The organism is Salmonella sp. 741265116_PST (assembly GCF_046567715.1).
In the GTDB taxonomy this organism is placed as follows: Bacteria; Pseudomonadota; Gammaproteobacteria; order Enterobacterales; family Enterobacteriaceae; genus Salmonella; species Salmonella enterica.
The window spans coordinates 45,155-69,488 of the sequence record NZ_JBKFPH010000016.1; the positions used below are offsets into that span (position 1 = coordinate 45,155).

At 52.6% G+C, this 24,334-nt stretch carries 23 protein-coding genes; 9 read left to right on the top strand and 14 right to left on the bottom strand.

Going from position 1 to position 24,334, the window contains the following annotated elements; all coding sequences use genetic code 11:
* Positions 1-37: 37 nt before the first annotated feature.
* From ACLD11_RS13030 to pmbA, 7 genes are all read right to left on the bottom strand, one after another.
* Positions 38-682: a DUF4310 family protein gene (locus ACLD11_RS13030; RefSeq protein WP_411011537.1), complete on the bottom strand. Its 645-nt coding sequence runs from the start codon at positions 680-682 to the stop codon at positions 38-40.
* Positions 683-693: 11 nt separating this feature from the next.
* On the bottom strand, positions 694-1,470 hold the full coding sequence (locus ACLD11_RS13035) for a DUF4311 domain-containing protein (protein WP_000478578.1): 777 nt from the start codon (positions 1,468-1,470) through the stop codon (positions 694-696).
* Positions 1,471-1,492: 22 nt separating this feature from the next.
* Positions 1,493-1,795, bottom strand: a complete 303-nt coding sequence (locus ACLD11_RS13040; RefSeq protein WP_000975187.1) for a DUF4312 family protein — start codon at positions 1,793-1,795, stop codon at positions 1,493-1,495.
* On the bottom strand, positions 1,795-2,157 hold the full coding sequence (locus tag ACLD11_RS13045) for an SFCGS family glycine-rich protein (RefSeq protein WP_000435389.1): 363 nt from the start codon (positions 2,155-2,157) through the stop codon (positions 1,795-1,797). The genes ACLD11_RS13040 and ACLD11_RS13045 overlap by 1 nt, the downstream gene beginning before the upstream one ends.
* A 10-nt stretch (positions 2,158-2,167) precedes the next feature.
* Entirely contained in the window at positions 2,168-2,506 is a 339-nt protein-coding gene (locus tag ACLD11_RS13050; protein ID WP_001255103.1) for a glycine dehydrogenase, read from the bottom strand.
* A gap of 277 nt (positions 2,507-2,783) precedes the next feature.
* Entirely contained in the window at positions 2,784-3,170 is a 387-nt protein-coding gene (gene cybC, locus ACLD11_RS13055) for a cytochrome b562 (protein WP_001232231.1), read from the bottom strand.
* A 98-nt stretch (positions 3,171-3,268) separates the two neighbouring features.
* Positions 3,269-4,621, bottom strand: a complete 1,353-nt coding sequence (gene pmbA, locus ACLD11_RS13060) for a metalloprotease PmbA (protein ID WP_000852994.1) — start codon at positions 4,619-4,621, stop codon at positions 3,269-3,271.
* 95 nt (positions 4,622-4,716) lie between these two features.
* Here pmbA and yjgA point away from each other — a divergent pair, with 95 nt between their 5' ends.
* A complete protein-coding gene (gene yjgA, locus ACLD11_RS13065; protein ID WP_000166287.1) occupies positions 4,717-5,268 on the top strand; it encodes a ribosome biogenesis factor YjgA in 552 nt (183 codons plus the stop codon).
* Positions 5,269-5,374: 106 nt separating this feature from the next.
* Here yjgA and mpl read toward each other — a convergent pair whose 3' ends face one another.
* Entirely contained in the window at positions 5,375-6,748 is a 1,374-nt protein-coding gene (gene mpl / locus ACLD11_RS13070) for a UDP-N-acetylmuramate:L-alanyl-gamma-D-glutamyl-meso-diaminopimelate ligase (protein WP_001219830.1), read from the bottom strand.
* 174 nt (positions 6,749-6,922) lie between these two features.
* Here mpl and fbp point away from each other — a divergent pair, with 174 nt between their 5' ends.
* From fbp to ACLD11_RS13090, 4 genes are all read left to right on the top strand, one after another.
* Positions 6,923-7,921, top strand: a complete 999-nt coding sequence (fbp, locus tag ACLD11_RS13075; protein WP_000853764.1) for a class 1 fructose-bisphosphatase — start codon at positions 6,923-6,925, stop codon at positions 7,919-7,921.
* Between the two features lie 226 nt (positions 7,922-8,147).
* The gene (gene ppa, locus ACLD11_RS13080) at positions 8,148-8,678 is read left to right on the top strand and encodes an inorganic diphosphatase (protein ID WP_000055079.1); all 531 of its coding nucleotides are present in this window, start codon (positions 8,148-8,150) and stop codon (positions 8,676-8,678) included.
* Between the two features lie 409 nt (positions 8,679-9,087).
* A complete protein-coding gene (locus ACLD11_RS13085) occupies positions 9,088-10,251 on the top strand; it encodes a metallo-dependent hydrolase (protein WP_183059441.1) in 1,164 nt (387 codons plus the stop codon).
* Positions 10,248-11,456, top strand: coding sequence for an MFS transporter (locus tag ACLD11_RS13090; RefSeq protein WP_000203131.1), 1,209 nt, complete (start codon positions 10,248-10,250; stop codon positions 11,454-11,456). The genes ACLD11_RS13085 and ACLD11_RS13090 overlap by 4 nt, the downstream gene beginning before the upstream one ends.
* Positions 11,457-11,510: 54 nt before the next feature.
* Here the strand turns inward: ACLD11_RS13090 and ACLD11_RS13095 are convergent, their stop codons facing one another.
* Genes ACLD11_RS13095 through tamA form a run of 3 tightly spaced genes read right to left on the bottom strand, consistent with a single transcriptional unit; the run spans position 11,511 to position 17,367 of the window.
* Positions 11,511-11,855: a gamma-glutamylcyclotransferase gene (locus ACLD11_RS13095; RefSeq protein ID WP_001219167.1), complete on the bottom strand. Its 345-nt coding sequence runs from the start codon at positions 11,853-11,855 to the stop codon at positions 11,511-11,513.
* Between the two features lie 2 nt (positions 11,856-11,857).
* Positions 11,858-15,637 (bottom strand): autotransporter assembly complex protein TamB, encoded by a 3,780-nt coding sequence (tamB, locus tag ACLD11_RS13100; RefSeq protein WP_411014982.1) that lies wholly within the window; start codon positions 15,635-15,637, stop codon positions 11,858-11,860.
* Positions 15,634-17,367, bottom strand: coding sequence for an autotransporter assembly complex protein TamA (gene tamA, locus ACLD11_RS13105; RefSeq protein ID WP_411014983.1), 1,734 nt, complete (start codon positions 17,365-17,367; stop codon positions 15,634-15,636). The genes tamB and tamA overlap by 4 nt, the downstream gene beginning before the upstream one ends.
* A 212-nt stretch (positions 17,368-17,579) precedes the next feature.
* On the opposite strand from tamA, the gene msrA reads away from it, so the two are divergent.
* Complete coding sequence (gene msrA / locus ACLD11_RS13110) at positions 17,580-18,218, top strand: peptide-methionine (S)-S-oxide reductase MsrA (protein ID WP_076727949.1); 639 nt, start codon at positions 17,580-17,582, stop codon at positions 18,216-18,218.
* Between the two features lie 182 nt (positions 18,219-18,400).
* Positions 18,401-19,744, top strand: a complete 1,344-nt coding sequence (locus tag ACLD11_RS13115; RefSeq protein ID WP_000934974.1) for a hemolysin family protein — start codon at positions 18,401-18,403, stop codon at positions 19,742-19,744.
* Between the two features lie 84 nt (positions 19,745-19,828).
* On the opposite strand, the gene ACLD11_RS13120 is transcribed toward ACLD11_RS13115, so the two are convergent.
* Positions 19,829-20,035, bottom strand: coding sequence for a DUF1107 domain-containing protein (locus tag ACLD11_RS13120; RefSeq protein ID WP_000689229.1), 207 nt, complete (start codon positions 20,033-20,035; stop codon positions 19,829-19,831).
* Positions 20,036-20,361: 326 nt separating this feature from the next.
* Between ACLD11_RS13120 and ACLD11_RS13125 the strand changes: the two genes are divergently transcribed.
* On the top strand, positions 20,362-20,919 hold the full coding sequence (locus tag ACLD11_RS13125) for a YtfJ family protein (RefSeq protein WP_411014984.1): 558 nt from the start codon (positions 20,362-20,364) through the stop codon (positions 20,917-20,919).
* Here the strand turns inward: ACLD11_RS13125 and cysQ are convergent.
* Positions 20,909-21,649 (bottom strand): 3'(2'),5'-bisphosphate nucleotidase CysQ, encoded by a 741-nt coding sequence (cysQ, locus tag ACLD11_RS13130; protein WP_000893398.1) that lies wholly within the window; start codon positions 21,647-21,649, stop codon positions 20,909-20,911. The two genes, ACLD11_RS13125 and cysQ, sit on opposite strands and share 11 nt — an antisense overlap.
* A gap of 267 nt (positions 21,650-21,916) precedes the next feature.
* Here cysQ and ACLD11_RS13135 point away from each other — a divergent pair, with 267 nt between their 5' ends.
* On the top strand, positions 21,917-23,860 hold the full coding sequence (locus tag ACLD11_RS13135; RefSeq protein ID WP_411014985.1) for a bifunctional 2',3'-cyclic-nucleotide 2'-phosphodiesterase/3'-nucleotidase: 1,944 nt from the start codon (positions 21,917-21,919) through the stop codon (positions 23,858-23,860).
* Between the two features lie 57 nt (positions 23,861-23,917).
* Here the strand turns inward: ACLD11_RS13135 and ACLD11_RS13140 are convergent, their stop codons facing one another.
* Positions 23,918-24,304: a winged helix-turn-helix transcriptional regulator gene (locus ACLD11_RS13140; RefSeq protein WP_001201295.1), complete on the bottom strand. Its 387-nt coding sequence runs from the start codon at positions 24,302-24,304 to the stop codon at positions 23,918-23,920.
* Between the last annotated feature and the right edge of the window lie 30 nt (positions 24,305-24,334).

The window sequence follows — 24,334 nt, forward strand, 5'->3', positions numbered from 1 at the left end:
GCGGCGCAACCGCCTTATCCGGCCTACAAATCAACAATTAGCTAATCGCAACCGGGAAGATGGAACCGAGGATCATCGCGCCTAAAATCGCGCCGCCGGTAATCGGCTTCTGCCAGATATAAAACAGCAGCGCGCCCACCAGAGAGCCCAGACCAATAGGAATCGACGCCGTCATGGCGCTGAGGATAATCAACGGCCCCAGAAAGCGGCCTGAAGCGTTACCGGCCCCCATCATGACGTCCGCCCCGTACGTGGAGTCGCTCTGATTAATGGTGAACTTACGCGCCAGAATAATGATGTAGCCAATCGCCAGGCCAATCACCAGACCGGTTATCAGCGAAGCGATAAAGTTCGCCACCGGGAAGACAAAGCCAGCTCCCAGCAGTAACGCCGGAACCCCTAAGCCCACGCCGGTCTGAATTGCCCCGCCGATATCCAGAATCCCGACCAGCGAACCTTCGATAATGCGGGCAAATAAAAAGCTGGCGCCGAAAGCGGCGACCGCGCCGTAGACGCCGGTATCCATCCCCGCTTTCAACATCGCCACAAAAGCGACTTCGTTAAATGCGCCGATACCGTACAGATAGTACATATGCGTCCCGGCGAAAACGCCGGAGGAGAGCAGGCCAACAAAGATCGGGAACGACCAGTCGGCATACCAAAAACCTTTATTCTCTTCCATTGTGGCCTCCGTTATTTGCCGCTGAGCGAGTTGTGGATCAGTTCAAGCCAGTTCGGTACCGTCATGTTGAAAGACTCGATCATTTTCATGTCGAAGCCGCGGAAGAAGCCGCTCAACACAAACAGCAAAACGATGGCGACCATCATCACTTTGGTGACATGGTTCCAGCCGCTCTCTTCTACGCCTTTACCGATCAAAATACCCAGTACCAGCCCCGGTACGGCGTTCCCCATGATGAGCTGCGCCGCGCCGCCGAAAACGGTGGCCCAGAAGCCCGATTTTTTACCGGCGTCGATCGCCGCTAACCAGAAGATCACAGGCATGACGATGTTGACCAGCAGGTTTGCCGCCGGTACCAGCACCTTAACCGCCGTCACCTGTAACGCTTCTGGCACGGATGAGGCGGTCAGGTTAAGGAACGTCACGACGATCATGCCGATGACGGCGCAGGCGATCGCCATTTTTTTCGGGTCGTGCAGCGTCTCGCCAACGTTACGGTTTTTGATCATTAGCGCCGCCGCGCCCCAGTTAGGGATGATGCGGTGATCGACATCCTGGGTGAACGATCCGGCCGCCACAGACGACGCCCAGGCGTTAAAGAAGAAACCCAGTCCAAAGGAGAAGTGAGATGCCGGGTCGCCTTCACAAGAGTTGAGTTCACCCAACGTACGGAACGCGCCCATCCCCTGCGTGGTTGGCGCGTGAAACATGCGTGCAGCCCCAGCGCCCACCCCTACGCCGACCAGCGCGCCGATAATGAGCGATTTAATTAGTATTATCAGGAACATAACTATGCCTTTTTAATAAAAATCAGCGTTTCGCGACGAAATCCACCCTGTCGAGATTGATGGCGGTCACGTTGACGGTCACATCCAGCTCCACGCTGTAAGTGCGTCGTTCCCGGCGCAAAAAGAAAAACAGAAAGGCCTCTTTACGCACCGACTCATGCGCCTGAACAATCCGCACATCCTGTGGCTCAATACGCAGTAAGATATACGGCGACTCTCTCATCACCGCCGACTGAACATGGTTCAGCGCATCGGCAAAGGCGCGTGCTTTGGCGTCGCCCTTGCCTTTTACTCTCACCGTGGTGGTGAATTGCTCTTTCATCATCAGGCGCCGTATTTCTTTTGCCACGCCTGCACCAGGCGCTCGCCGAGCTCTTCTTTATCCATAAAGCCGAAACCCAACACGTTGCAGCCTTCATTGATAGCGGTGACGCCTTCATCCACTGACCGCATTCCATATTTGGCTTTGTAGCCATGCTTGTTTTGCGCGGTGATAGCGCCCGCGCCGCCGCTGCCGCAAAATGAAATGCCGAAGGTGGCGTTTTCCGCTTTCATCACATCGCCCAGCTTCATGTCTGCCGCGACGCCCGGTACGACGACCGCGCGACCGCCCGCTTTTTCCACGCCTGCCGCCACTTTCTGGCCTTTACCCAGGCGATCGCCAATCACGACGGTAATCTGTTCCATTTTTTGCTCCTTAGAGGTTGTCTTTCGCGACTTCAAAATGTACCGATAATAGCCAGGCTTCTTCGTCAGGAAGGTTGCCAAACGCCGCCACGATTTCGCGGGCGAGCGCCATTGATTCGGCTGAGATTTCATCAAACAAGCTGGCATCGACTTCCGGTAAAGGCTCGCCGGTAATTGACCGGTGCGCCATCGCGCGAACGTGCGAGGTCAGCATTTGCGTCTGTACCGCATTGGGGACAATGTGATGACGCCCCAGCAGGCCATCCACCTGCGTTAACACCTGTTCAGCCAGTTCGTTAATTCGCTCACCGGCATCGTGTTTTACTGCTCCGTTATCCACGCGTCTCACCCCGTTAATGGCAATGAGATAAAACTAGCGGCAAGGGTTAAAAGTTTGTAGCGAGTTATTTTCCACCTCGAAGTGGAAACGCGAGTGGGATAGGTGATCTGCGCCACAGAAAAGGCGGCATTAATGAATTATCGCCGGGAAAGTGTGAGATCTATCGCGGCATAAAGAGGAAATGGCGAAACAATGACGTTGCCGTATAAAGTGAGAAAGTGTGATGGGTATTACATTTTGCCGGATGGCGACCTGCGGATAAAGCGAAGCCGCCATCCCACAAAAATTAACGATACTTCTTATGATACGTATTGCGGGTGGTTTTTAGCGCTTCCGCCGCCGCTTTCGCTTCTTTAACGTTACCTTCGTTCGCCAGCTTCAGCGCGCCATCAATTTGGCCGACCAGAATGTCAAAACCGTGACGAAAATCCTTCATTTCCGGGCTATCCGGCGCTTTATCTTCCAGCTTTGGCGGCGTAGCTTTTTGAGCATCCAGCGCGGCCGCGCGCATTTTGGTTAATGCCGCTTTCAGTTCAGGGGCACTATCCGTTTTCTCAACAACTTTCAGGTTATCATTGAGAATATCCATATTATCTTCAAGATCGGCAGCAAAAACAGCCGAACCGAATACCAGCGATGACACAGCAAGAATAGCTAACAGGCTTTTACGCATTGCTCACTTCCTTTTTTATTATTAACGATAAGTGTAATACCCTGAATAATTCGAGTTGCAGGCAGCCAACGCGCCTGCAGCCTGAAGTATGACGGGTATTATTGTCCGGCGATTTTCATCTCCGGTAACAATACCGAACCACACTGTATATTACTGCGCGTTTCAATATCATCACCCACGGTGACAATATTACGCCACATCTCTTTTAAATTACCGGCAATGGTAATTTCACTTACCGGGTACTGGATTTCACCATTTTCAACCCAGAATCCCGCAGCGCCGCGGGAGTAGTCGCCGGTAATACCGCTGACGCCCTGGCCCATCAGTTCCGTCACCACCAGGCCGGTGCCCATCTCTTTTAGCAACTGCTCAAAGTTCAGCCCCTGCCCGGCGATACGCCAGTTATGAATCCCGCCAGCATGACCGGTACTTTTCAGCCCCAGTTTGCGGGCGGAATAGTTGGTCAGCAACCATTGCGTCAGTACGCCATCCTTCACAATGTCCCGGCGCTCTGTACGCACGCCTTCGCTGTCGAACGGCGAAGACGCCAGCCCTTTTAGCAGATGCGGGTGTTCTTCGATGGTTAACCATTCCGGCAGAATTTGTTTGCCCAGCGAGTCGAGCAGAAAAGTGGATTTACGGTATACCGCGCCGCCGGCAATCGCCCCGACCAGATGACCAAATAGCCCTGTCGCCACTTCATTGGCGAAAATGACCGGCGCTTTCATGGTGGAGAGCTTGCGCGGCGACAGGCGGGATAAGGTGCGGCGCGCGCACTCGGCCCCGACCCATTCCGGCGCTTGCAGATCCGCCATTGCCCGACCGATGGTGTAAGCGTAATCGCGCTCCATGTCGCCGTTCTCTTCAGCGATGACGCAGCTTGAGAGCGAATGGCGCGTGGAGCAATATCCCTGCAACATGCCGTGGCTGTTGCCGAACACTTTAATGCCGTAATGGCTGTTAAAGCTCCCGCCTTCAGTATTGGTGATGCGTTTATCCGCCTTTAGAGAAGCCTGCTCCGCACGCGCGGCCAGTTCAATGGCTTCGTCTGGCGTAACCTCTGCCGGGTGGAACAAGTCCAGATCCGGCGCGTCAAACGCCAGCAGTTCTTTGTCCGCCACGCCTGCGCACGGGTCCGGCGACGTGTAACGCGCGATATCCAGCGCGGCCTGCACGGTACGGGCAATCGCCTGCGGGCTTAAATCCGTCGAAGAGGCGCTGCCTTTGCGGTTCTGGTGATACACCGTAATGCCCAGCGCGCCGTCGCTATTAAATTCGACATTCTCTACTTCACCATAACGGGTGCTGACGCTAATGCCGGTGGTCTTGCTGACGGCGACTTCCGCCCCATCCGATTTGCCTGAGGCTAACTCCAGCGCTGTCGAAACTGCTTCTTCCAGAATCTTACGCTGCGCTTCAACTTGTGAGATTACTTTCATTGCAAATGCCATAATGTAGAGAGAGTTTCTCTGAAGTCTAACAGAGAACCGTTTTTCAGTGCGCATCTTAACTGGTAACATTAGCCTCTTTTTTTAAGGAGCCTGACATGACAAAGCAGCCCGAAGACTGGCTCGACGACGTTCCCGGTGATGACATCGAAGACGAAGACGATGAAATTATCTGGGTCAGTAAAAGTGAAATTAAACGCGATGCCGAGGAATTAAAACGCCTGGGCGCGGAACTGGTGGATCTGGGGAAAAACGCGCTGGATAAGATCCCGCTGGACGCCGATCTGCGCGACGCCATTGAACTGGCCCAGCGTATCAAAATGGAAGGACGCCGCCGCCAGTTGCAGCTTATCGGAAAAATGCTGCGCCAACGCGACGTTGAACCTATTCGCCAGGCGCTGGACAAGCTGAAGAACCGCCATAATCAGCAGGTGGTGCTGTTTCACAAGCTTGAGCATCTGCGCGATCGTCTGATCGTCGAAGGCGATGACGCGGTAGCCGAAGTACTGACCCTGTGGCCGCACGCCGATCGTCAACAGCTTCGTTCATTGATCCGCAATGCGAAGAAAGAGAAAGAAGGCAACAAACCGCCGAAATCAGCGCGTCAGATCTTCCAGTATCTGCGCGAGCTGGCGGAAAACGAAGGGTAATTTTACACGTTGATAGCGTCTGCCGGATGGCGGCGCTGGCGCCTTCTCCGGCCTACGGGAATGTACCTATTGTAGGCCCGGTAAGCGCAGCGCCACCGGGCATTTTTTACTCCACAACCAGTGCTTTTTTCGCCAGCCCATCCAGCAATTTCTGATGGATGCCGCCGAAACCGCCGTTGCTCATCACCAGGATATGATCGCCAGGCTGTGCGGTTTTCACCACCATATCCGCCAGCGTATCGACATCTCCACTCCAGTGAGCAGGCTGTACGCAGGCTTCGGCGACTTCCGCCACTTGCCACGGAATATGCGGCGGCTGCAGCAGGAACACTTCATCCGCACGCCCTAACGACGGTGCCAGGTCATCCTTGCATAATCCCATTTTCATCGTGTTAGAACGCGGCTCCAGCACTGCGATAATGCGCGCGGTGCCGCCCACTTTACCGCGCAGCGCCGCCAGCGTGGCCAGAATTGCCGTCGGATGGTGAGCAAAATCGTCATACACCGTCACGCCGTTCGCTTCGCCGCGCAATTCCAGACGGCGGCGGGCGTTAATAAATGACCCCAGCGCGCTGGCCGCTTCAGCGGGCGCGACGCCCACGTGGCGCGCGGCGGCAATCGCCATCAGACCGTTGTGCATGTTATGTTCGCCGACCAGGCCCCATTTCACATCGCCGACTTTTTCGCCGTCCAGCCACACTTCCCACTCGGAAGCATCCGTAGTCAGCTTCTTCGCCTGCCAGTGTCCCTGCTCGCCCACCAGCTCCTGCTCGCTCCAGCAGCCCAGCGCCATGGTCTGTTTCAGGTTGATGTCGTTTTCCGGCCAGATGATGCGCCCCTGCCCCGGCACGATGCGCACCAGATGGTGGAACTGCTTCTGGATCGCTTTCAGATCGTCGAAGATGTCGGCATGATCAAACTCAAGGTTGTTGAGGATCAGCGTCCGCGGGCAGTAATGCACAAATTTAGAACGTTTATCAAAGAACGCGCAGTCGTACTCATCCGCTTCGATAACAAAGAACGGGCTCTCGCCCAGGCGCGCGGAAACCTCAAAGTTGCCCGGTACGCCGCCGATCACGAAGCCCGGTTTGTACCCGCAAGCTTCCAGTATCCAGGTCGCCATGCCTGCGGTCGTGGTTTTACCGTGGGTACCGGCGACCGCCAGTACCCAGCGATCGCGCAACACAAAGTCGTGCAGCCACTGTGGACCAGACATAAAGGGAATGTTTTTTTCCAGCACCGCTTCCACGCACGGATTCCCGCGCGTCATCGCATTGCCGATAATCACCAGATCCGGCTGCGGATCGAGCTGGCTGGCGTCATAACCCTGGATCAGATCAATGCCTTGCTTCTCAAGTAAGGTACTCATCGGCGGATACACATTGGCGTCCGAACCCGTTACTTCATGACCAAGCGAGCGAGCCAGCATCGCCAGCCCCCCCATGAAAGTGCCACAAATTCCCAAAATATGAATGCGCATACGTCACTATCCTTTTTTTATCTGCGAGCCATTTTACGCACATGTCTGGCAAGTGAGAAACGCATTTCAGGTAAATCTGTACTTTGCTGGCGCGATTCACCTGAGCGCATCATCTGAAATGTTTGTTAAGATTGTTACGGTCGCTTTACTCCAATCAATTGCAGGGAAAGTGTTATGAAAACGTTAGGTGAATTTATTGTCGAAAAGCAGCACGAGTTCTCTCAGGCTACCGGTGAGCTCACTGCTTTGCTGTCGGCAATAAAATTGGGCGCCAAGATCATCCACCGCGATATCAACAAGGCCGGTCTGGTCGATATCCTGGGTGCCAGCGGTGCTGAGAACGTACAGGGCGAGGTTCAGCAGAAACTCGATCTGTTCGCGAACGAGAAACTGAAAGCTGCACTAAAAGCGCGCGATATTGTAGCGGGCATCGCATCGGAAGAAGAGGACGAAATCGTCGTCTTTGAAGGCTGCGAACACGCGAAATATGTGGTGCTGATGGACCCTCTGGATGGCTCTTCTAACATCGACGTTAACGTCTCTGTCGGTACGATTTTCTCGATTTATCGCCGCGTGACGCCCGTCGGCACGCCGGTCACCGAAGAAGATTTCCTGCAACCCGGCAACAAACAGGTCGCTGCGGGATATGTCGTGTATGGCTCGTCCACCATGCTGGTTTACACCACCGGCTGCGGCGTACACGCTTTCACCTACGATCCGTCGTTGGGCGTGTTCTGTCTGTGCCAGGAACGTATGCGTTTCCCGGAAAAGGGTAAAACCTACTCCATTAACGAAGGCAACTATATTAAGTTCCCGAATGGCGTGAAGAAGTACATCAAATTCTGCCAGGAAGAGGATAGTTCAACAAGTCGCCCTTATACCTCACGTTACATTGGCTCTCTGGTGGCCGATTTCCACCGCAACCTGCTGAAAGGCGGCATCTATCTCTACCCCAGCACCGCCAGCCATCCGCAGGGAAAACTGCGTCTGCTGTATGAATGCAACCCGATGGCGTTCCTCGCGGAACAGGCCGGCGGCAAAGCAAGCGATGGTAAAGAACGTATTCTGGATATCATTCCGGAAAGCCTGCACCAGCGCCGCTCGTTCTTCGTCGGCAACCGCCATATGGTTGACGATGTGGAACGTTTTATCCGCGAATACCCGGACGCGTAATCTTTACCACCATGCGGAATAACGCATGAAGCCGCCATTAGGCAATAACATGTCCGATGGCGGCGTTGCCTTATCAGGCCCGTGATTTTTCCGGTTCTTAACCTTTGTCGTTTATGCTCCGCAACGACGCGCCAGATGAGGCGGAAACGAAAACAAGCGAAGACTTTCGGCGTGAGTTGGCTATAATACTCGCCACTTGTTTGTCATAAATTCAAAGGAAACAGACATGAGCTTACTCAACGTCCCGGCGGGTAAAGAACTGCCGGAAGATATCTACGTCGTTATCGAGATCCCGGCTAACGCAGATCCGATCAAATACGAAGTTGACAAAGAGAGCGGCGCGCTGTTCGTTGACCGCTTCATGTCCACCGCGATGTTCTATCCGTGCAACTACGGTTACATCAACCACACCCTGTCTCTGGACGGCGACCCGGTAGACGTTCTGGTCCCGACGCCGTACCCGCTGCAGCCAGGCGCCGTCATCCGTTGCCGTCCGGTTGGCGTACTGAAAATGACCGACGAATCCGGTGAAGATGCGAAACTGGTTGCCGTACCGCACACCAAACTGAGCAAAGAGTACGATCACATTAAAGATGTGAACGATCTGCCAGAACTGCTGAAAGCGCAGATCACTCATTTCTTCGAGCATTATAAAGATCTCGAAAAAGGCAAATGGGTGAAAGTTGACGGTTGGGACAACGCCGAAGCGGCTAAAGCGGAAATCGTTGCCTCCTTCGAGCGCGCAGCGAAGAAATAAGTTCGCTTTTACATAAGCGTCAAGATAAAGGCTCTCATAGTAATGAGGGCCTTTTTATTGGCTAATGAATAGAACACAATTTTTATCATTATTAGTTTAACATTCACGGAATGAATAAGATTTTACCTTATTTTTTATTAAAACGGGTTGAATACGCTCACGTTTTCTCTAAAAAGCTTAAGATAATAATTGTTTTGTGAATGCACCCAGACTCCCATGGACTTACGCCCTAAATATTAGCAAGCGCTAAATTCTTATTTAGTGCATAAGCCCGATTACCTTTTTAATAAGGTATCCTAAGCTCTCCCTACCAATAACCGTATTTTTAATCCAACATAACATCCGCTCAAAACACACTTTTTAATATATTTTCAAGGGCTGCCATAATTATTTACTATTTTAAGAGATTATGATGAAAAATGATATATTAATTACCGGTGGACATATCATCGATCCCGCTCGTAATATTAATGAGATTAACACGTTACGCATCATTAACGATATTATCGTTGATGCCGATAAATATCCTGTAACTTCGGAGACCCGGATTATCCATGCCGACGGCATGATCGTCACTCCTGGTCTTATCGATTATCACGCGCATGTTTTTTATGACGCGACGGAAGGCGGCGTCAGGCCTGATATGTACATGCCGCCGAATGGCGTCACTACCGTCGTGGATGCAGGTTCTGCCGGTACGGCAAACTTTGATGCCTTCTACCGAACGGTGATTTGCGCCAGCAAAGTTCGAATCAAAGCGTTTCTGACCGTGTCGCCGCCGGGCCAAACCTGGTCACAAGAAAATTATGATCCGGACAATATTGATGAAAATAAGATCCACGCGCTGTTTCGCCAGTATCGCAACGTTCTTCAGGGATTAAAACTCAAGGTTCAGACTGAGGACATTGCTGAATATGGCTTAAAACCGCTGACTGAATCCCTTCGTATTGCCAACGATTTAAGGTGTCCCGTGGCAATACACTCGACTCATCCCGTTGTTCCCATGAAAGAACTTGTCTCCTTGCTACGCCGCGGCGATATTATCGCTCATGCGTTTCACGGCAAAGGTAGCACCATTCTTACTGATGAAGGCGCCGTCTTAGCCGAAGTCCGTCAGGCAAGAGAACGAGGCGTTATATTTGATGCCGCCAATGGTCGCAGCCATTTTTCAATGAACACGGCACGCCGGGCCATCGCTAATGGCTTTCTTCCGGATATCATCAGTAGCGATCTCTCAACCATCACTAAACTCGCCTGGCCTGTTTACGCTTTACCATGGATTTTATCGAAATACTTAGCACTCGGCGTCGCGCTTACCGATGTCATTAACGCCTGTACCCATACCCCAGCAGTTTTATTGGGCATGGCAGCAGAAATTGGTACGCTGGCCCCTGGGGCATTTGCCGATATCGCCATCTTTAAATTAAAAAACAGGCATGTTGAATTTGCCGATATTCATGGTGAAACGCTCACGGGGACGCATGTGCTGGTACCACAAATGACCATAAAATCCGGTGAGATATTATTTCGTCAAATTGATTTTGGCGCGCGGCCAAACGGAGTTGAAAAATGACCTCAATGCAAAAATGGCTACGGATCGGCGCGACATTAATGTTCGGCCTTTTTGTTGCTTATCTTGACCGTTCTAATCTTTCCGTTACGTTACCTACGATTACACACGACCTGAATATTGATGGCGCAACGGCCAGCATTGTATTAACCATATTTCTTATTGGCTATGCCTTTTCAAATATTTTTGGCGGCGTATTTACCCAGCGATACGATCCGAAAAAAATAGTCATTCTGATGGTGCTAATCTGGTCGATTGCGACCGTTTTTGTCGGATTTACCTCGTCAGTGTACGTTATTTTGATTTGTCGGCTGGTGCTTGGCATTACCGAAGGCATTTATTGGCCGCAGCAGTCCCGCTTCGCCAGCGACTGGTTTTCAGACAAAGAACGGACGCAGGCGAACAGTATTATCCAGTATTATGGACAGTTCCTGGCATTAGGCCTGGGATTTATGATTTTGTCCCCGCTGGATGCTGCCTTCGGTTGGCGAAATGTTTTTATTATCACTGGTGTGATCGGCATTGTTGTTGTGGTTCCACTTTATATAACAATGCTGAAAAAACAGGAAGAAGCGCCTTATTATCGTGCGCCGGCGCCAACAGAGAAAACTAAACTTACCCTGGAATCGCTGGGCGGAACCCCCTTCCTACTCCTTATTTTTACCTACATCACTCAAGGGATGTTGTTCTGGGGAATTACGTTATGGATCCCCATGGTTGTCAATTCTCTCGGCTATACCGGATTCAGTAAAGCATTGGTCAGTTCTCTGCCTTATCTGACTGCGGTTATACTGGCAATCCCTATCTCATGGATCAGTGATAAGACACAAAAGCGTGTACTTATTGCTTCACTGGGCCTACTAATCCCCGGTGTGATGTTATTTCTCCTGCCATTTGTCGATGCGCCTGGCTTTAAAATCACGCTCATTACCCTGGCGATGGGTTATTATGCCGCCAGCTTTACCCCCAATATCTGGTCGATTATCCAGTCGAACGTTAAACCCCATGCGATTGGCCCAGCCTCCGGTATTATTAATGGCATCGGCGCTGGCGGCGGCGGTACGTTGGCAGGCCTAATGGTCGGCTATTTTTACCGGACAACTGGCAGCTATATGCAGGGATTTATGGTTCTTGGATGCATTGTTATCCTGGGCGGCGCGTCATTATTGATCTACGGCAGAATAAGAGCTCACCATGCCCGGCGCTAGCGCCATCAGCCAGAATGTAAAAAAACAACGCCACCCGAGGGTGGCGTGTTCAGTTCAGGGCTGGTTTCTGTCTAACCAGTCACCGCTTTCAATCAGAGTTAACCCATCAACAGGACGTTGATATACATACATCCATGCGCTGCCGTAAGGCGTCTGGATTAACTGGCGTGCGTATTCACCGCCCCTGGTGCGCAAAGCATCAAGTTCGGCCAGCGTGGCGTTATCAATTCGATAAACTTCACCGTATACCGCTCCGTTTCCCGGAACTGCGCCTGGATAGTGGCCCAGACTATACAACTGGTAGTTATCGATACGGTAATCGCCAAGCAATTGGGCATTGGTCATCCAGTGACTGTTGCCTTGTTTCTGTCGTAAACTGCCATAGACAAATATTCGCATTGCTAAAACTCAAACTGATAGAGCAAATCAAGTGCCTGATCTACGCCAGACACTGCTTCCAGATATAGCTTAGGCATCAGGCGATAACGTAACGTGAGCGTCGCCAGAGAGTCAAATATCCCTACACCATACTTCACCTGTAGACCCGGCAGTACATAGCCGCTGACCACAACCTGGGACGAATCGCCCACCCCTTGCGTGTCCAGCGCCAGATTACTTACGCCGAATGTCTCTCCGATTTTACCCACAACCTGACCACTTTGCGCAACCCCCAGGCCAATAAGCATGGAGGTCATTGCTGCGCTATCACTCTGATTGCTGTCCAACCCCTGCCCACGCAGCAGATAAGAAAGCGCTTCAGCCTGCGGCATCGCCGGATCGGAGAAGATTTCCGCTTTGGGTTCATCAGCAGTGCCTGTGACACGCACGCCCGCAATGACATCGTCTTCGGTGGCGTCAGGGTTACGGATCGCTTCGATATTGAGCAGCGGCTGATCCGGCGGGCCGGAGAACAGCAGCTCGCCTTTACGGACAAGCAGGTCCTGGCCGTAGGCGTGGAATCGGCCGTCAGGAATATTGATTTGACCATTCAGCCCCAGTCCCTGCTTATCCTGCGCGACTTTCAAATCGCCGGTCAAACGCGCTTTAAGCCCGAAGGCGTCGATGCGCACGTTGTTGCCGACGTGGACCGTCAGATTACTGTTGATGGGAATAGACGCTGTCTGCGGCGTTTCTGGTTGCAGGTCATTATTGAGCATAACCACATCACTGGAGACGCCGACCGCGCTCTCCGGCAGGTCGTGCACCACAATTCGCGCCCACGGAACGTCCACACGCCCATCCAACGTGAACAGCGAAGGCGTCGCGTCAAAGACCACATCCGGCGAGACATCCAGGCGCACCATCGGCGGAACGGTAATCCGCACCCGGCTGCCTTTCGCCGTCACCCGCGCGCGCCAGTTGTCAATCTGACTCCAGTCGGCGTTGCCGTTCAGGTTAATTTGCCCTTGTTGTGTTCGCACGATACCGGCGAGCGTCGAACGCGTACCGCTAAAGTTCATGGTGAGCTGGCTCGGCTGCATCTCAAACGGCATAAAATTACCGTCAATATCCAGCGCGCTAAGCTGCAACTGACCAAATAACTGCGGGCTTTGCACATCGCCGCCCAGACGTAGCCTGGCGTTTAACATTCCCGCCGCTTTTTCGCCGCGCGAAAAGACAGGGTTGACCATCGCCAGATTGACATTGCGCATGTTGACGTTACCGCCGAGATTGCGCCGCCCCTGAGGATCGGTTACCTGCACCTGGCCATCGAATTGACCATTGTTCGTCAGGCGAATCAGCCATCCCAGCTCGGCGCGATTATTGTGCAGATCGGCGCTGAGGTTCAGCGTCTCAAACGCGACCGGTAACGGCGCGTCATTGACGGTCTGCGTGACCTTCACATTACGACCGGAAAGCGTGACCTTCCCCTGCGGCAATCCCTCCTGGGTGGTGTCCCACGACACGTCCGCTTTCCCGCTAAAGATCCCGCTGGCCTGAGTGGTATCAGGCATAAATGGCTTCAGCATCGCCAGATCAAAGCGGTTGAGATTGACCACCGCCCGTCCTGCGGCGCCCGCATCAATGGTTTGCGGGATGCACAGCTCGGCGTTCGGGTTCAGCCAACAATGCGGCCCGATACTGATTTTCTGTTCTTTATTACGGTAGTCCAGCGCAATCGCGCGGGTCAACGACCATGGCCCCACTGGCGTCTGGAAACGGGTGTCGCTTAACGTCCCTTTCCAGCGCGCCGCCTCGCGATCAAAACTGCCTGTCAGGGAGAGTTGACCGGATACCGGTTCTCCCTGCACACGGAGCTGTAGCTGATGCTGCTTCTCGCTGCCTTTGGCGTCAAGCGTCACCAGATTGATGTTAACGTCGGGTTGCGAAATCCGCTCTACGCGAACGTTGAGATGGCCCGCTATCTGATCGGTGGATTTAATATCGCCCTCAATGCGAGCCTGGGCGACAGACAGCTCCTGCCAGCGCAGACCGCGGGCGGTGATATCCGCCAACAACTGCGGCGCTTCTACCGTACCACGGACTTTAACGATTCCTTTTGCCATGCCGCCCAGCCCTGGCAGCGCATTATCCAGCCCTGGCGCATCGATGGCGGCGTCAAGATTCAGCGCCTTAACGCCAAGCTCGCCTTTTATATCGGCGCTGTTTGGGCCCAGCACAAGGTGCAGCCCCGGGATCGTCCACTGCATGTAGCTGTTGCCCTTTAGCGTCCCGTTGACGTTAACGCTATTCTGCTTCACATTACCGGTCAGCTTGAGCTCCGGAACATCCATCTGCCAGGTGCCGCCGTAGAGGCTGCCTTTGGTTTTCATGACGCCGTTAAGCTTCGCGGGCCAGTCCGGGATCTCTTTAGCGGTATTGATGCCATTCAGCGTCAGTTCGCCACGCCAGCTAATCGCCTGCTGCCAGTCCACCAGCGCTTTCAGTTCGGTTTTTCCCTCCAGAGCGGCGACGGTGAGTTTATCGAGATTAATCTGCCGCTCATTCCCTTTGGCATCCAGCGTGATGGTCGCCGGCGGAATATCTTGTCCTTTCACGGCGGTTCGCATCGACAACGTATAGTCGGTCATCTTACCGCTCAGTTTGAGCTTCAGATCGTCAGCCTGAAACTGGGTATCACCCGTCAATGGCCAGGCAATGCGTTGGCTGACGACCTCAAGATTGAGCGGTAAACCGGCCTCCGCCAGCCGCGTCTGGGCGCGAAGCGCGACATCCATCGGCCCGGAAAGGTTCACCCCGACCTCCAGTTGTTCGCGTAACGCGCCGCCGACCTTGAGTTTTATCTTTTCACCCTTTAGCGGATCGATATTCAGCGTACTGTTGAGCGTAATATCAACCGGCCAGTTATTGGCGAGCTGCGCCGTACCGGAGGCCTTCACCGTGCCCTGGTTGGCGTCGATATCCAGAGTATCCAGCTTCATATTACCGTCGATACTGCTGACTTTAAGCAGCATCGTGCGCACCGTCAGATCGGTATCGCCGGTGATGCGTAGCTGCTCGCCGCGAAACGACTCGATATTCAGATTGAGCGGCAGGTGAACATCGGTCATCTCCGGCATTACTGGTTTTGCAAACAGATCTTTTAGCGTTTCGCCAAGCGGCTTTTCATCCGGTTGAGGTTTCTCGATTTTGGGTTCAACCACCTCTTCCTGCGCCACCTCAGCGACCTTCGGCAGCGCAATCAGCAGTCCCTGAAGCCGCGTCGGTTTCAGGGTCAGGTTTTTCTCCTGCCATGCCAGTCCGGAGGTAAAATCCAACACCGAAACGGTAGTGTCATCAATCTTGATATTGATGTTATTCAGCGCCACGCGCGACAGCGTGATGGGCCAGGGCGTGGAGAGGTTCAGCGGTCCGCTTTCTTCCTCTTCTTGCGCCGGTTCGGAAGGCGGCATTTTTTTGCTGTCGATAGCGACATTAATGTCTTTTAGCGCCAGATCATTGACGCACAGGCTACTGCGCCACAGGCAATCAAGCCCGACGGCCAGATGAATTTCGCCCGCATTCACCGCAACGCCCGGCTGCTCATAGCGGATATTTTTTAACGATAAGTCACGCCAGCCGCCGGTGACCTGCCCAATCTCCAGCCCCGGCACCCAGCGGTTCGCCGCACTGAATACCAGATGCAGCCCCGTCGTCGTCCCGACCAGAAACGCAACGCTCGCCAGTAACACCATAATGAAAATCAACACGCCGAGGCTTATTTTCTTCCATAAACTCATAATTCAGGCCCCAGACCGATATAAAACTGTAAACCGTGTTCGTCTTTGTCGCCGACCGGTACGGCAAAATCGAGTTTGACAGGCCCAACCGGCGACGCCCAGCGCACGCCGACCCCGGTCCCGGTTTTGAAATCGCTACGGCGAATATCACTCACCGCCTCGCCGCTATCGACAAACACCGCCCCCCACCATTTGCCGGTGACGTTATACTGGTACTCCAGCGATCCGGTTGCCAGTTTTGAGGCACCTTTAAGATTGCCGTCGCTATCTTTAGGCGAAATAGATTTGTATTTATAGCCGCGAATACTGCGGTCGCCCCCGGCGAAGAAACGTAAATCCGGCGGAACTTTGTCGAAATCACCGGTTTCTATCCAGCCCAAATTGGCGCGCATCACAAAACGGTGGCGATCGTACAAAGTCCGAATCCAGACGTTTTGCGCCTGCAGCACGGAGAAATCCACGTCGGAGCCCCAGGCCGTATTCGAATAGTCTACCGAGTAGCGCTGCGAATCGCCCCAGGTTGGCATCAGCCCCCCTCGCGAGCGGGTTCGGCTGATCATCACGCCCGGGTAGAACAGCATGGTGGTATTGGTGACGTTCCCCTGGGTAAAGTGGTCGAAACTCCAGCGCAGGTTAATTGCCCGCTGCCAACCGCTGGAAAGGTCCCAGTAACGCGACACGGCAAGCGTGGTCGAGTCCTGCTCCGTATCATTCAAATCGGTACGTTTAAAACCGCCTTGTACCAGATAGTATTGCTCCAGCGGGTTTTTCAGCAGCGGCATTTTATAACTAAAATCCAGCACCTGTTCCGGCGCAGAAATACTGGTGCTGGTGGTCAGGCTATGACCGTAGGAGTTCATCCACGGTTTTTTCCACGACGCTTTCACGCGCGGCCCGACGTCGGTGGAGTACCCCACCCCGGTTTCAATCGTGTTTTCGGTTCGCGGCGATACCACGCCTTTTAACGGCAGAATTTTTGTTTTACGCGATTTCTCAAATTCCGGCGCCACCACGACAGAATTAAACCATCCGGTAGCGGAAAGTCGGCGGTTTAGTTCCGCCAAATCTTTCGATTCGTACTCATCGCCCTCTTTAAACGGCAACAGATTTTGTAAATATTCATCACGAATCTGCGAACCTTCGAAGATGACAGGTCCGAAGCGATAGCGCTCACCGCTATCATAATCAATATCCCAAAACGCCTGATGACGGCCCAGAGCAATTCCCAACTGACTTTTAACGAATTCGCTGTCGAAATAGCCTTTACGTAGCGACACGCTGGTTAACGATTTCTTAAAATTGTCATAGTCTCCCTGGTTCAGCACCGTGCCGATTGCCGGACGCGTTTTCAGTAAGGCCAGATAATCTTTGTCCGTACGCGCGCCGCCGCGTAAAATAACTTCTGTACCGCCAATCAACACCGGCTGGCCGGGCGTAACCCTGGCGATTAATACCTGCCGTCCTTTCGCAGGCGGTGGAAGCAAGTCGAAATTGATAGTGGGTTCGTAATAGCCTAACGCTTTAAGCCCTTCGCGAATCGCATCATCAACTCGGGCGCGAAAGCGCCGATCCGGCGTCACCTCATCGCTCTGAATCGTAGAGAGCTGTGCGCGAACGTTTTTTTCCAGCTCTCCGGATAGCCCTTCGACTTTCAGACGAACATTTGCGGCTACCGCAGAACTGCTCAGGCACAGTAAACTAACCCAACATAACTGACGGATATGTGGCACATTTTCTCCTGAATATCCCCTATTCCCACCCCTGGAAAAAATCACACTACCGCTCCGCGGATTAACATAAAATCAACAATTTCGATTGAAAAGCAGACGACTGCCCAAATATTTCTTATGGTTAAATCCAGATACATTAATGTTGTTATTGTGTGCAAAGATGCGTCTCGTTACAACCTTAACGCCAATTAACGCTTTCGGGAGAATAGCTCATGAGTTTATTTGATAAAAAACATCTGGTTACTCAAGCAGATGCGTTACCAGGACGCAACACCCCGATGCCGATCGCCACTCTGCATGCGGTAAATGAACACTCTATGACCAATGTCCCTGCCGGGATGGAGATCGCCTACTTCGCTATGGGCTGTTTCTGGGGAGTAGAACGTTTATTCTGGCAATTGCCCGGCGTATATAGCACCGCAGCAGGGTATGCGGGCGGTTACACGCCTAATCCAACCTACCGGGAAGTCTGCTCCGGGCAGACCGGTCATGCCGAAGCAGTACGGATAGTGTACGATCCTGCCGTTATCCGTTATGAGCAGCTTTTACAGATCTTCTGGGAAAATCACGATCCGGCGCAGGGGATGCAACAGGGTAACGATCACGGTACGCAATACCGTTCGGCGATTTATCCCTTAACGCCGGAACAGAGTGCCGCCGCTCACGCCAGTCGCGAGCGCTTTCAGTCGGCAATGGCCGCCGCCGGAGACCATCGCCCCATTACCACGGAAATCGCCCATGCGACGCCGTTTTACTACGCCGAAGATGAACACCAACAATATCTGCACAAAAATACATACGGTTACTGTGGGATTGGCGGGATCGGCGTTTGCCTGCCGCCTGACGCGTGACGGCGCTGGCGTAAGGGGAACTTGTCGGAGTTGAAAATGAACCCTCTGGCGACTTTACAGTAGCTTACGCTATACTAGCCCTGAACTTATCGGCTCACTGCTACGAGCCGGTTTTCATTAAACGTTACCACACGGATTTATAAACTTCCCTTCCGAGGATCTGGCGTTTCGCCGGATAAGATATGTTAAACAGTATATTCATTATATTCTGCCTGATCGCTGTAAGTGCGTTCTTCTCCATCTCCGAGATCTCGCTTGCCGCATCACGTAAGATTAAACTTAAGTTATTAGCTGATGAAGGCAGTATCAACGCACAACGCGTATTGAAAATGCAGGAAAATCCCGGCATGTTTTTCACCGTTGTGCAAATTGGCCTGAACGCCGTCGCTATTCTTGGCGGTATCGTCGGCGATGCGGCATTTTCGCCCGCCTTTTCCGCCCTTTTCTCGCACTATATGTCGCCAGAACTCTCCGAGCAGCTGAGCTTTATTCTCTCTTTCTCGCTGGTGACGGGGCTGTTTATCCTGTTCGCGGATTTAACCCCGAAACGCATCGGTATGATTGCGCCAGAAGCTGTGGCTTTGCGTATCATCAACCCGATGCGCTTCTGCCTGTTCGTTTTTCGCCCGCTGGTGTGGCTGTTTAACGGCATGGCAAACAACATCTTCCGCCTGTTCAAAATTCCAATGGTGCGGAAAGACGACATTACTTCTGATGATATTTACGCAGTGGTGGAAGCCGGCGCGCTGGCGGGCGTCTTGCGCAAGCAAGAGCACGAACTGATTGAAAATGTGTTTGAACTTGAATCCCGCACCGTACCGTCTTCTATGACGTCGCGCGAAAGTATCATCTGGTTTGATCTGCACGAAGACGAACAAAGCCTGAAGAAAAAGGTCGCCGAACATCCGCACTCAAAATTTTTGGTGTGTAATGAAGATATCGACCACATCATCGGCTATGTAGACTCCAAAGATCTGCTGAATCGCGTGCTGGCGAACCAAAGTATGGCGCTGAATAGCGGCGTGCAAATTCGCAATACCTTGATTGTACCGGATACGCTGACCCTTTCTGAGGCGCTGGAAAGTTTCAAAACGGCGGGCGAAGATTTCGCGGTCATTATGAATGAATACGCGCTGGTCGTCGGTATCATTACGCTGAACGATGTGATGACCACGCTAATGGGTGACCTGGTCGGCCAGGGACTGGAAGAGCAAATTGTGGCACGCGATGAAAATTCCTGGCTGGTTGACGGCGGCACGCCGATTGACGACGTCATGCGCGTGCTGGATATCGATGAGTTTCCGCAATCCGGCAACTATGAAACCATTGGCGGCTTTATGATGTTTATGCTGCGCAAGATCCCAAAACGTACTGATTCGGTGAAGTTTTCCGGCTACAAATTTGAAGTGGTGGATATCGACAACTACCGTATCGATCAGTTGCTGGTGACGCGTCTCGACAATAAAAGCAACGTACCGGCGCCGAAACTGCCCGATGCGCAAGGTAAAGAAGACAGCGCGGCCTGAAATTCGTTTGCCAGAAACATCAACGGCTCCTGATTCAGGAGCCGTTTTTTTTTACTTTTTTAACCTACTGCATAGCACTTTTGGTTACGCCATCTCAGTTTGCAGACGCATAACCTGACGGTTAACTTCAGACATCACAGACAAGTGCTGCTTGTCTCTCACTTTTGGGATAAGAATCTTACCCTTATCGAACTCAAAAGCGCCAACATCCTTGATATATAACCGTCCACGGAACAGGATCTTCACGTACTTCGCCACCTGTAGCGGGTTGTAGCGTTGGAAAATTTTCATTGTTGTCTCCTGCAGAGTATTACGCCCTTGCGGTGCCACAATCGGCCCAACAGTTTTAAGGCGCAAATTTTAATGCCATATGACTATAGACCATATCTACGTCGTTTCCAGTGTGCATAAGTATATTTACCTTTTGATTACAGTTATTCAGAATTATCTAAACATCAGCTCATTTTTCTCAGTATATGCCTTCATTTTTCACAGGAAGTGTGCGCCCGCCCGCAAACTGGCATCCCCTTTGCGGGAAAAAGCATCAATCGCACATATGATTAACTATCGGCCCAAAGTGGTCGGATCACCTGCAAAAAAATAAAGAAGGAATGACCATGACCCTACGTAAAATTCTGGCGATGTCGTGTCTGCTACTCCCCATAATGGCTTGTGCGCATAACCTTGAAGATAACCAACGGGTGCCGCCGGTAGGCATTGCCGATCGTGGCGAACTGACGTTGAATAAAGATGAGTTTAGTTATAAAAACTGGAATAGCGCGCTGCTGGCGGGAAAAGTGCGCGTCCTGCTGCACATTGCGGGTCGAACGTCAGCGAAGGAAAAAAACGCCACGCTGATTGAAGCGATTAAATCCGCCGGGCTCCCGCATGACAGATACCAGACGACCACAATTGTGAACACCGATGATGCGATCCCAGGCTCCGGTATGTTCGTGCGTAGCAGTATAGAAAGTAATAAAAAGCTCTACCCGTGGTCGCAATTTATTGTCGACAGCAATGGCGTGGCGCGTAACGCCTGGCAATTAAAAGAAGAGGGGTCCGCCGTCATCGTGCTTGACAAAGACGGTCGGGTTCAATGGGTGAAAGATGGCGCGTTAACCCAGCAAGAGGTACAGCAGGTGGTCGACCTGCTGCATAAGCTCCTCAGTAAATAGTCACCCGGAAGCCGGGGTTAAGGAACGATTCACGAGGGGTATAGTCCAGCGTTTTTCCCTGCCAGTCGTGAACGTGCGCCCCGGCTGCAACGGCAATGGCATGACCTGCGGCAGTGTCCCAGACGCTGGTCGGTCCAAATCTGGGGTAAAGCTGCGCCTGGCCTTCCGCCACAAGGCAGAATTTCAGCGAGGAACCAATAGAGGTGGTCTGATGTTCGCCAAGCTGTTGGAGATATTCGGTGAGTTCATCATCCGTATGCGAACGGCTAATCACCACCAGCGGCGGGCGGGCATCCCGGACCTGAATCTGCTTACGCACCCCGCACTCCTCTTTCCAGGCCTTACCTTCCGCCGCGTAGTACATCACTTTCAGCACCGGCGCATAGACAACGCCCAACACCGGCTTGCCCTGCTCAATCAGCGCGATATTGACCGTGAATTCGCCATTGCGCTTGATGAACTCTTTGGTACCGTCGAGCGGATCGACCAGCCAGTAACGCTGCCAGTGCTGGCGCACTTCCCAGGCGGGCGGATCTTCTTCTGAAAGCACCGGAATATCCGGCGTGAGCGTGCGTAACCCTTCGAGAATCACGGTATGTGCGGCGATATCCGCCGCAGTGACTGGAGAATCGTCCTGCTTGCGGGCGTACTCCATCGGTTTGGCTCCATCATAAACCTGCATAATGGCATCGCCCGCGTTCCGTGCAAGCTGGCATACTTGTTCTAACATTCTCCACCTCTTTATGACAGGGGCGTTAACTCGTTGTTTTACTTATACCCGATCGTTAAGGGTTCCGCCAACTGTGATACCGTCTGCGGTTTTGATAATACCTTTCATGGCATGATTCACCCTTCTGTGAACACTCGCAAAAAATCGGCCGGATGGGGCGGTTTCGCCGTCTTCTGGCGACGGTTGGAACGATATCGGGTTTCACTGTTTATCATCGCTATTTTTCACTATCCGGCTTTTCTATTGCGTTCTTAAAAGGTGCCTCTGATGATTAAGTTTAGTGCAACGCTTCTGGCTACGCTGATCGCCGCCAGCGTGAATGCGGCCACCGTCGATCTCCGTATCATGGAAACTACTGATTTACATAGCAACATGATGGATTTCGATTATTACAAGGATACCGCAACCGAAAAATTCGGATTGGTACGTACCGCAAGTTTGATTCATGCCGCCCGAAATGAAGTCAAAAACAGCGTGCTGGTGGATAACGGCGACCTGATTCAGGGGAGCCCTCTGGGCGATTATATGGCGGCAAAAGGGCTCAAAGACGGTGATGTTCACCCGGTCTATAAAGCGCTCAACACTCTGGATTACGCGGTTGGAAACCTCGGCAACCATGAGTTTAATTATGGTCTGGACTATCTGCATAACGCGCTGGCTGGCGCGAAATTCCCTTATGTTAACGCCAATATTATCGACGTTAAAACCCAAAAGCCGCGCTTTACGCCTTATCTGATTAAAGAGACGAGCGTTATTGATAAAGACGGCAACCCGCAAACTCTGAAAATCGGCTATATCGGCTTTGTTCCGCCGCAAATCATGATTTGGGATAAAGCGAACCTGAGCGGCAAAGTTACCGTCAATGACATTACGGAAACCGCCCGGAAATATGTGCCCGAAATGCGCGAGAAAGGCGCTGATATCGTGGTAGTCATTGCTCACTCAGGCCTTTCTGCCGATCCGTACCACAGCATGGCGGAAAACTCGGTTTATTACCTCAGCGAAGTTCCTGGCGTCGACGCGATTATGTTTGGCCACGCCCACGCCGTCTTCCCCGGTAAAGATTTTGCCGACATCAAAGGCGCGGATATCGCCAAAGGTACGCTTAACGGCATTCCTGCGGTAATGCCTGGCATGTGGGGCGACCATCTGGGAGTGGTCGATCTGGTGCTCAATAACGACAGCGGCAAATGGCAGGTTACGCAGGCGAAAGCACAAGCGCGGCCTATTTACGACGCCGCCGCTAAAAAGTCGCTGGCAGCGGAAGACCGTAAGCTGGTCGATATTCTGAAAGCCGATCACGATGCCACCCGCGAGTTTGTCAGCAAGCCCATCGGCAAGTCTGCCGATAACATGTACAGTTATCTTGCTCTGGTGCAGGACGATCCTACCGTACAGGTGGTGAATAACGCGCAAAAAGCGTATGTGGAACACTTTATTCAGGGCGATCCGGATCTGGCGAAACTGCCGGTGCTGTCCGCCGCCGCGCCGTTTAAAGTTGGCGGGCGTAAGAACGATCCTGCCAGTTTTGTCGAAGTGGAAAAAGGCCAGTTGACCTTCCGTAACGCCGCCGATCTTTATCTCTATCCGAATACGCTGGTGGTGGTGAAAGCCAGCGGCAAGGAGGTAAAAGAGTGGCTGGAATGTTCTGCCGGACAATTTAATCAGATTGATATTCACAGCAACAAACCGCAATCGTTGATCAATTGGGATGGCTTTCGCACCTATAATTTCGATGTCATTGACGGCGTGAATTATCAAATCGATGTGTCACAGCCCGCCCGCTATGATGGCGAATGTCAGATGGTGAATCCGCAGGCGGAACGTATTAAAAACCTGACCTTTAACGGTAAGCCTGTCGACCCGAACGCTACGTTCCTGGTCGCCACGAATAACTATCGCGCTTACGGCGGCAAGTTTGCCGGCACGGGCGACAGCCATATCGCCTTTGCGTCTCCGGATGAAAATCGCGCCGTGCTGGCGGCATGGATTGGCGCAGAGTCAAAACGCGCGGGCGAAATCCATCCGGCGGCGGATAATAACTGGCGTCTGGCGCCAATCCACAGCAATACGGCGCTGGATATCCGCTTTGAAACATCGCCAGGCGATAAAGCCGCTGCCTTCATTAAAGCGAAAGGACAGTATCCGATGAAGAAGGTTGCCGTCGATGATATTGGTTTTGCCATTTATCAGGTGGATTTGAGCAAGTAACGTGAGTCCCGTATGGCGCTGCGTTTATTCGGCCTGACTGGCAGGCCGAATAAAGCGCTAGCCGCCATCTGATAAACGGTCCCGCTGCGCCAATACCTGCGGCAAATTCAGTTCTATCCAGTCCGCCAGCGCGGCGACTTTATCGCTCACCTGCTCGCCAAGCGGCGTCAGGCTGTACTCCACATGCGGCGGAACAACTGGATATGACACCCGGTTGAGAAATCCGTCCTGTTCAAGCGCCTGTAGCGACTGCGCCAGCATCTTTTCACTCACGCCTCCCATCTTGCGACGCAGGTCGCTAAAACGGTGTGTACCGTCGCGTAACGCGACCAGAATCAGTACGCCCCAGCGACTGGTGACATGTTTTAACACCTCACGGGACGGGCACTGTTCAGCAAAGAGATTGCCTTCACGCAACTGCCGGGAAAGAGTATGAGCGCGCATTGATACTTACCTTTTTGTACGTACTTACTA

Coding starts and splice junctions, on each gene's coding strand:
- cybC (WP_001232231.1), bottom strand. CDS start 3,170: ATGCGTAAAAGCCTGTTAGCTATTCTTGCTGTGTCATCGCTGGTATTC.
- ACLD11_RS13040 (WP_000975187.1), bottom strand. CDS start 1,795: ATGATGAAAGAGCAATTCACCACCACGGTGAGAGTAAAAGGCAAGGGC.
- ACLD11_RS13140 (WP_001201295.1), bottom strand. CDS start 24,304: ATGCGCGCTCATACTCTTTCCCGGCAGTTGCGTGAAGGCAATCTCTTT.
- mpl (WP_001219830.1), bottom strand. CDS start 6,748: ATGCGCATTCATATTTTGGGAATTTGTGGCACTTTCATGGGGGGGCTG.
- tamB (WP_411014982.1), bottom strand. CDS start 15,637: ATGAGTTTATGGAAGAAAATAAGCCTCGGCGTGTTGATTTTCATTATG.
- fbp (WP_000853764.1), top strand. CDS start 6,923: ATGAAAACGTTAGGTGAATTTATTGTCGAAAAGCAGCACGAGTTCTCT.
- msrA (WP_076727949.1), top strand. CDS start 17,580: ATGAGTTTATTTGATAAAAAACATCTGGTTACTCAAGCAGATGCGTTA.
- yjgA (WP_000166287.1), top strand. CDS start 4,717: ATGACAAAGCAGCCCGAAGACTGGCTCGACGACGTTCCCGGTGATGAC.
- ACLD11_RS13045 (WP_000435389.1), bottom strand. CDS start 2,157: ATGGAACAGATTACCGTCGTGATTGGCGATCGCCTGGGTAAAGGCCAG.
- ACLD11_RS13135 (WP_411014985.1), top strand. CDS start 21,917: ATGATTAAGTTTAGTGCAACGCTTCTGGCTACGCTGATCGCCGCCAGC.
- ACLD11_RS13125 (WP_411014984.1), top strand. CDS start 20,362: ATGACCCTACGTAAAATTCTGGCGATGTCGTGTCTGCTACTCCCCATA.
- ACLD11_RS13120 (WP_000689229.1), bottom strand. CDS start 20,035: ATGAAAATTTTCCAACGCTACAACCCGCTACAGGTGGCGAAGTACGTG.
- ACLD11_RS13095 (WP_001219167.1), bottom strand. CDS start 11,855: ATGCGAATATTTGTCTATGGCAGTTTACGACAGAAACAAGGCAACAGT.
- ppa (WP_000055079.1), top strand. CDS start 8,148: ATGAGCTTACTCAACGTCCCGGCGGGTAAAGAACTGCCGGAAGATATC.
- ACLD11_RS13090 (WP_000203131.1), top strand. CDS start 10,248: ATGACCTCAATGCAAAAATGGCTACGGATCGGCGCGACATTAATGTTC.
- ACLD11_RS13030 (WP_411011537.1), bottom strand. CDS start 682: ATGGAAGAGAATAAAGGTTTTTGGTATGCCGACTGGTCGTTCCCGATC.
- pmbA (WP_000852994.1), bottom strand. CDS start 4,621: ATGGCATTTGCAATGAAAGTAATCTCACAAGTTGAAGCGCAGCGTAAG.
- ACLD11_RS13085 (WP_183059441.1), top strand. CDS start 9,088: ATGATGAAAAATGATATATTAATTACCGGTGGACATATCATCGATCCC.
- ACLD11_RS13115 (WP_000934974.1), top strand. CDS start 18,401: ATGTTAAACAGTATATTCATTATATTCTGCCTGATCGCTGTAAGTGCG.
- ACLD11_RS13035 (WP_000478578.1), bottom strand. CDS start 1,470: ATGTTCCTGATAATACTAATTAAATCGCTCATTATCGGCGCGCTGGTC.
- cysQ (WP_000893398.1), bottom strand. CDS start 21,649: ATGTTAGAACAAGTATGCCAGCTTGCACGGAACGCGGGCGATGCCATT.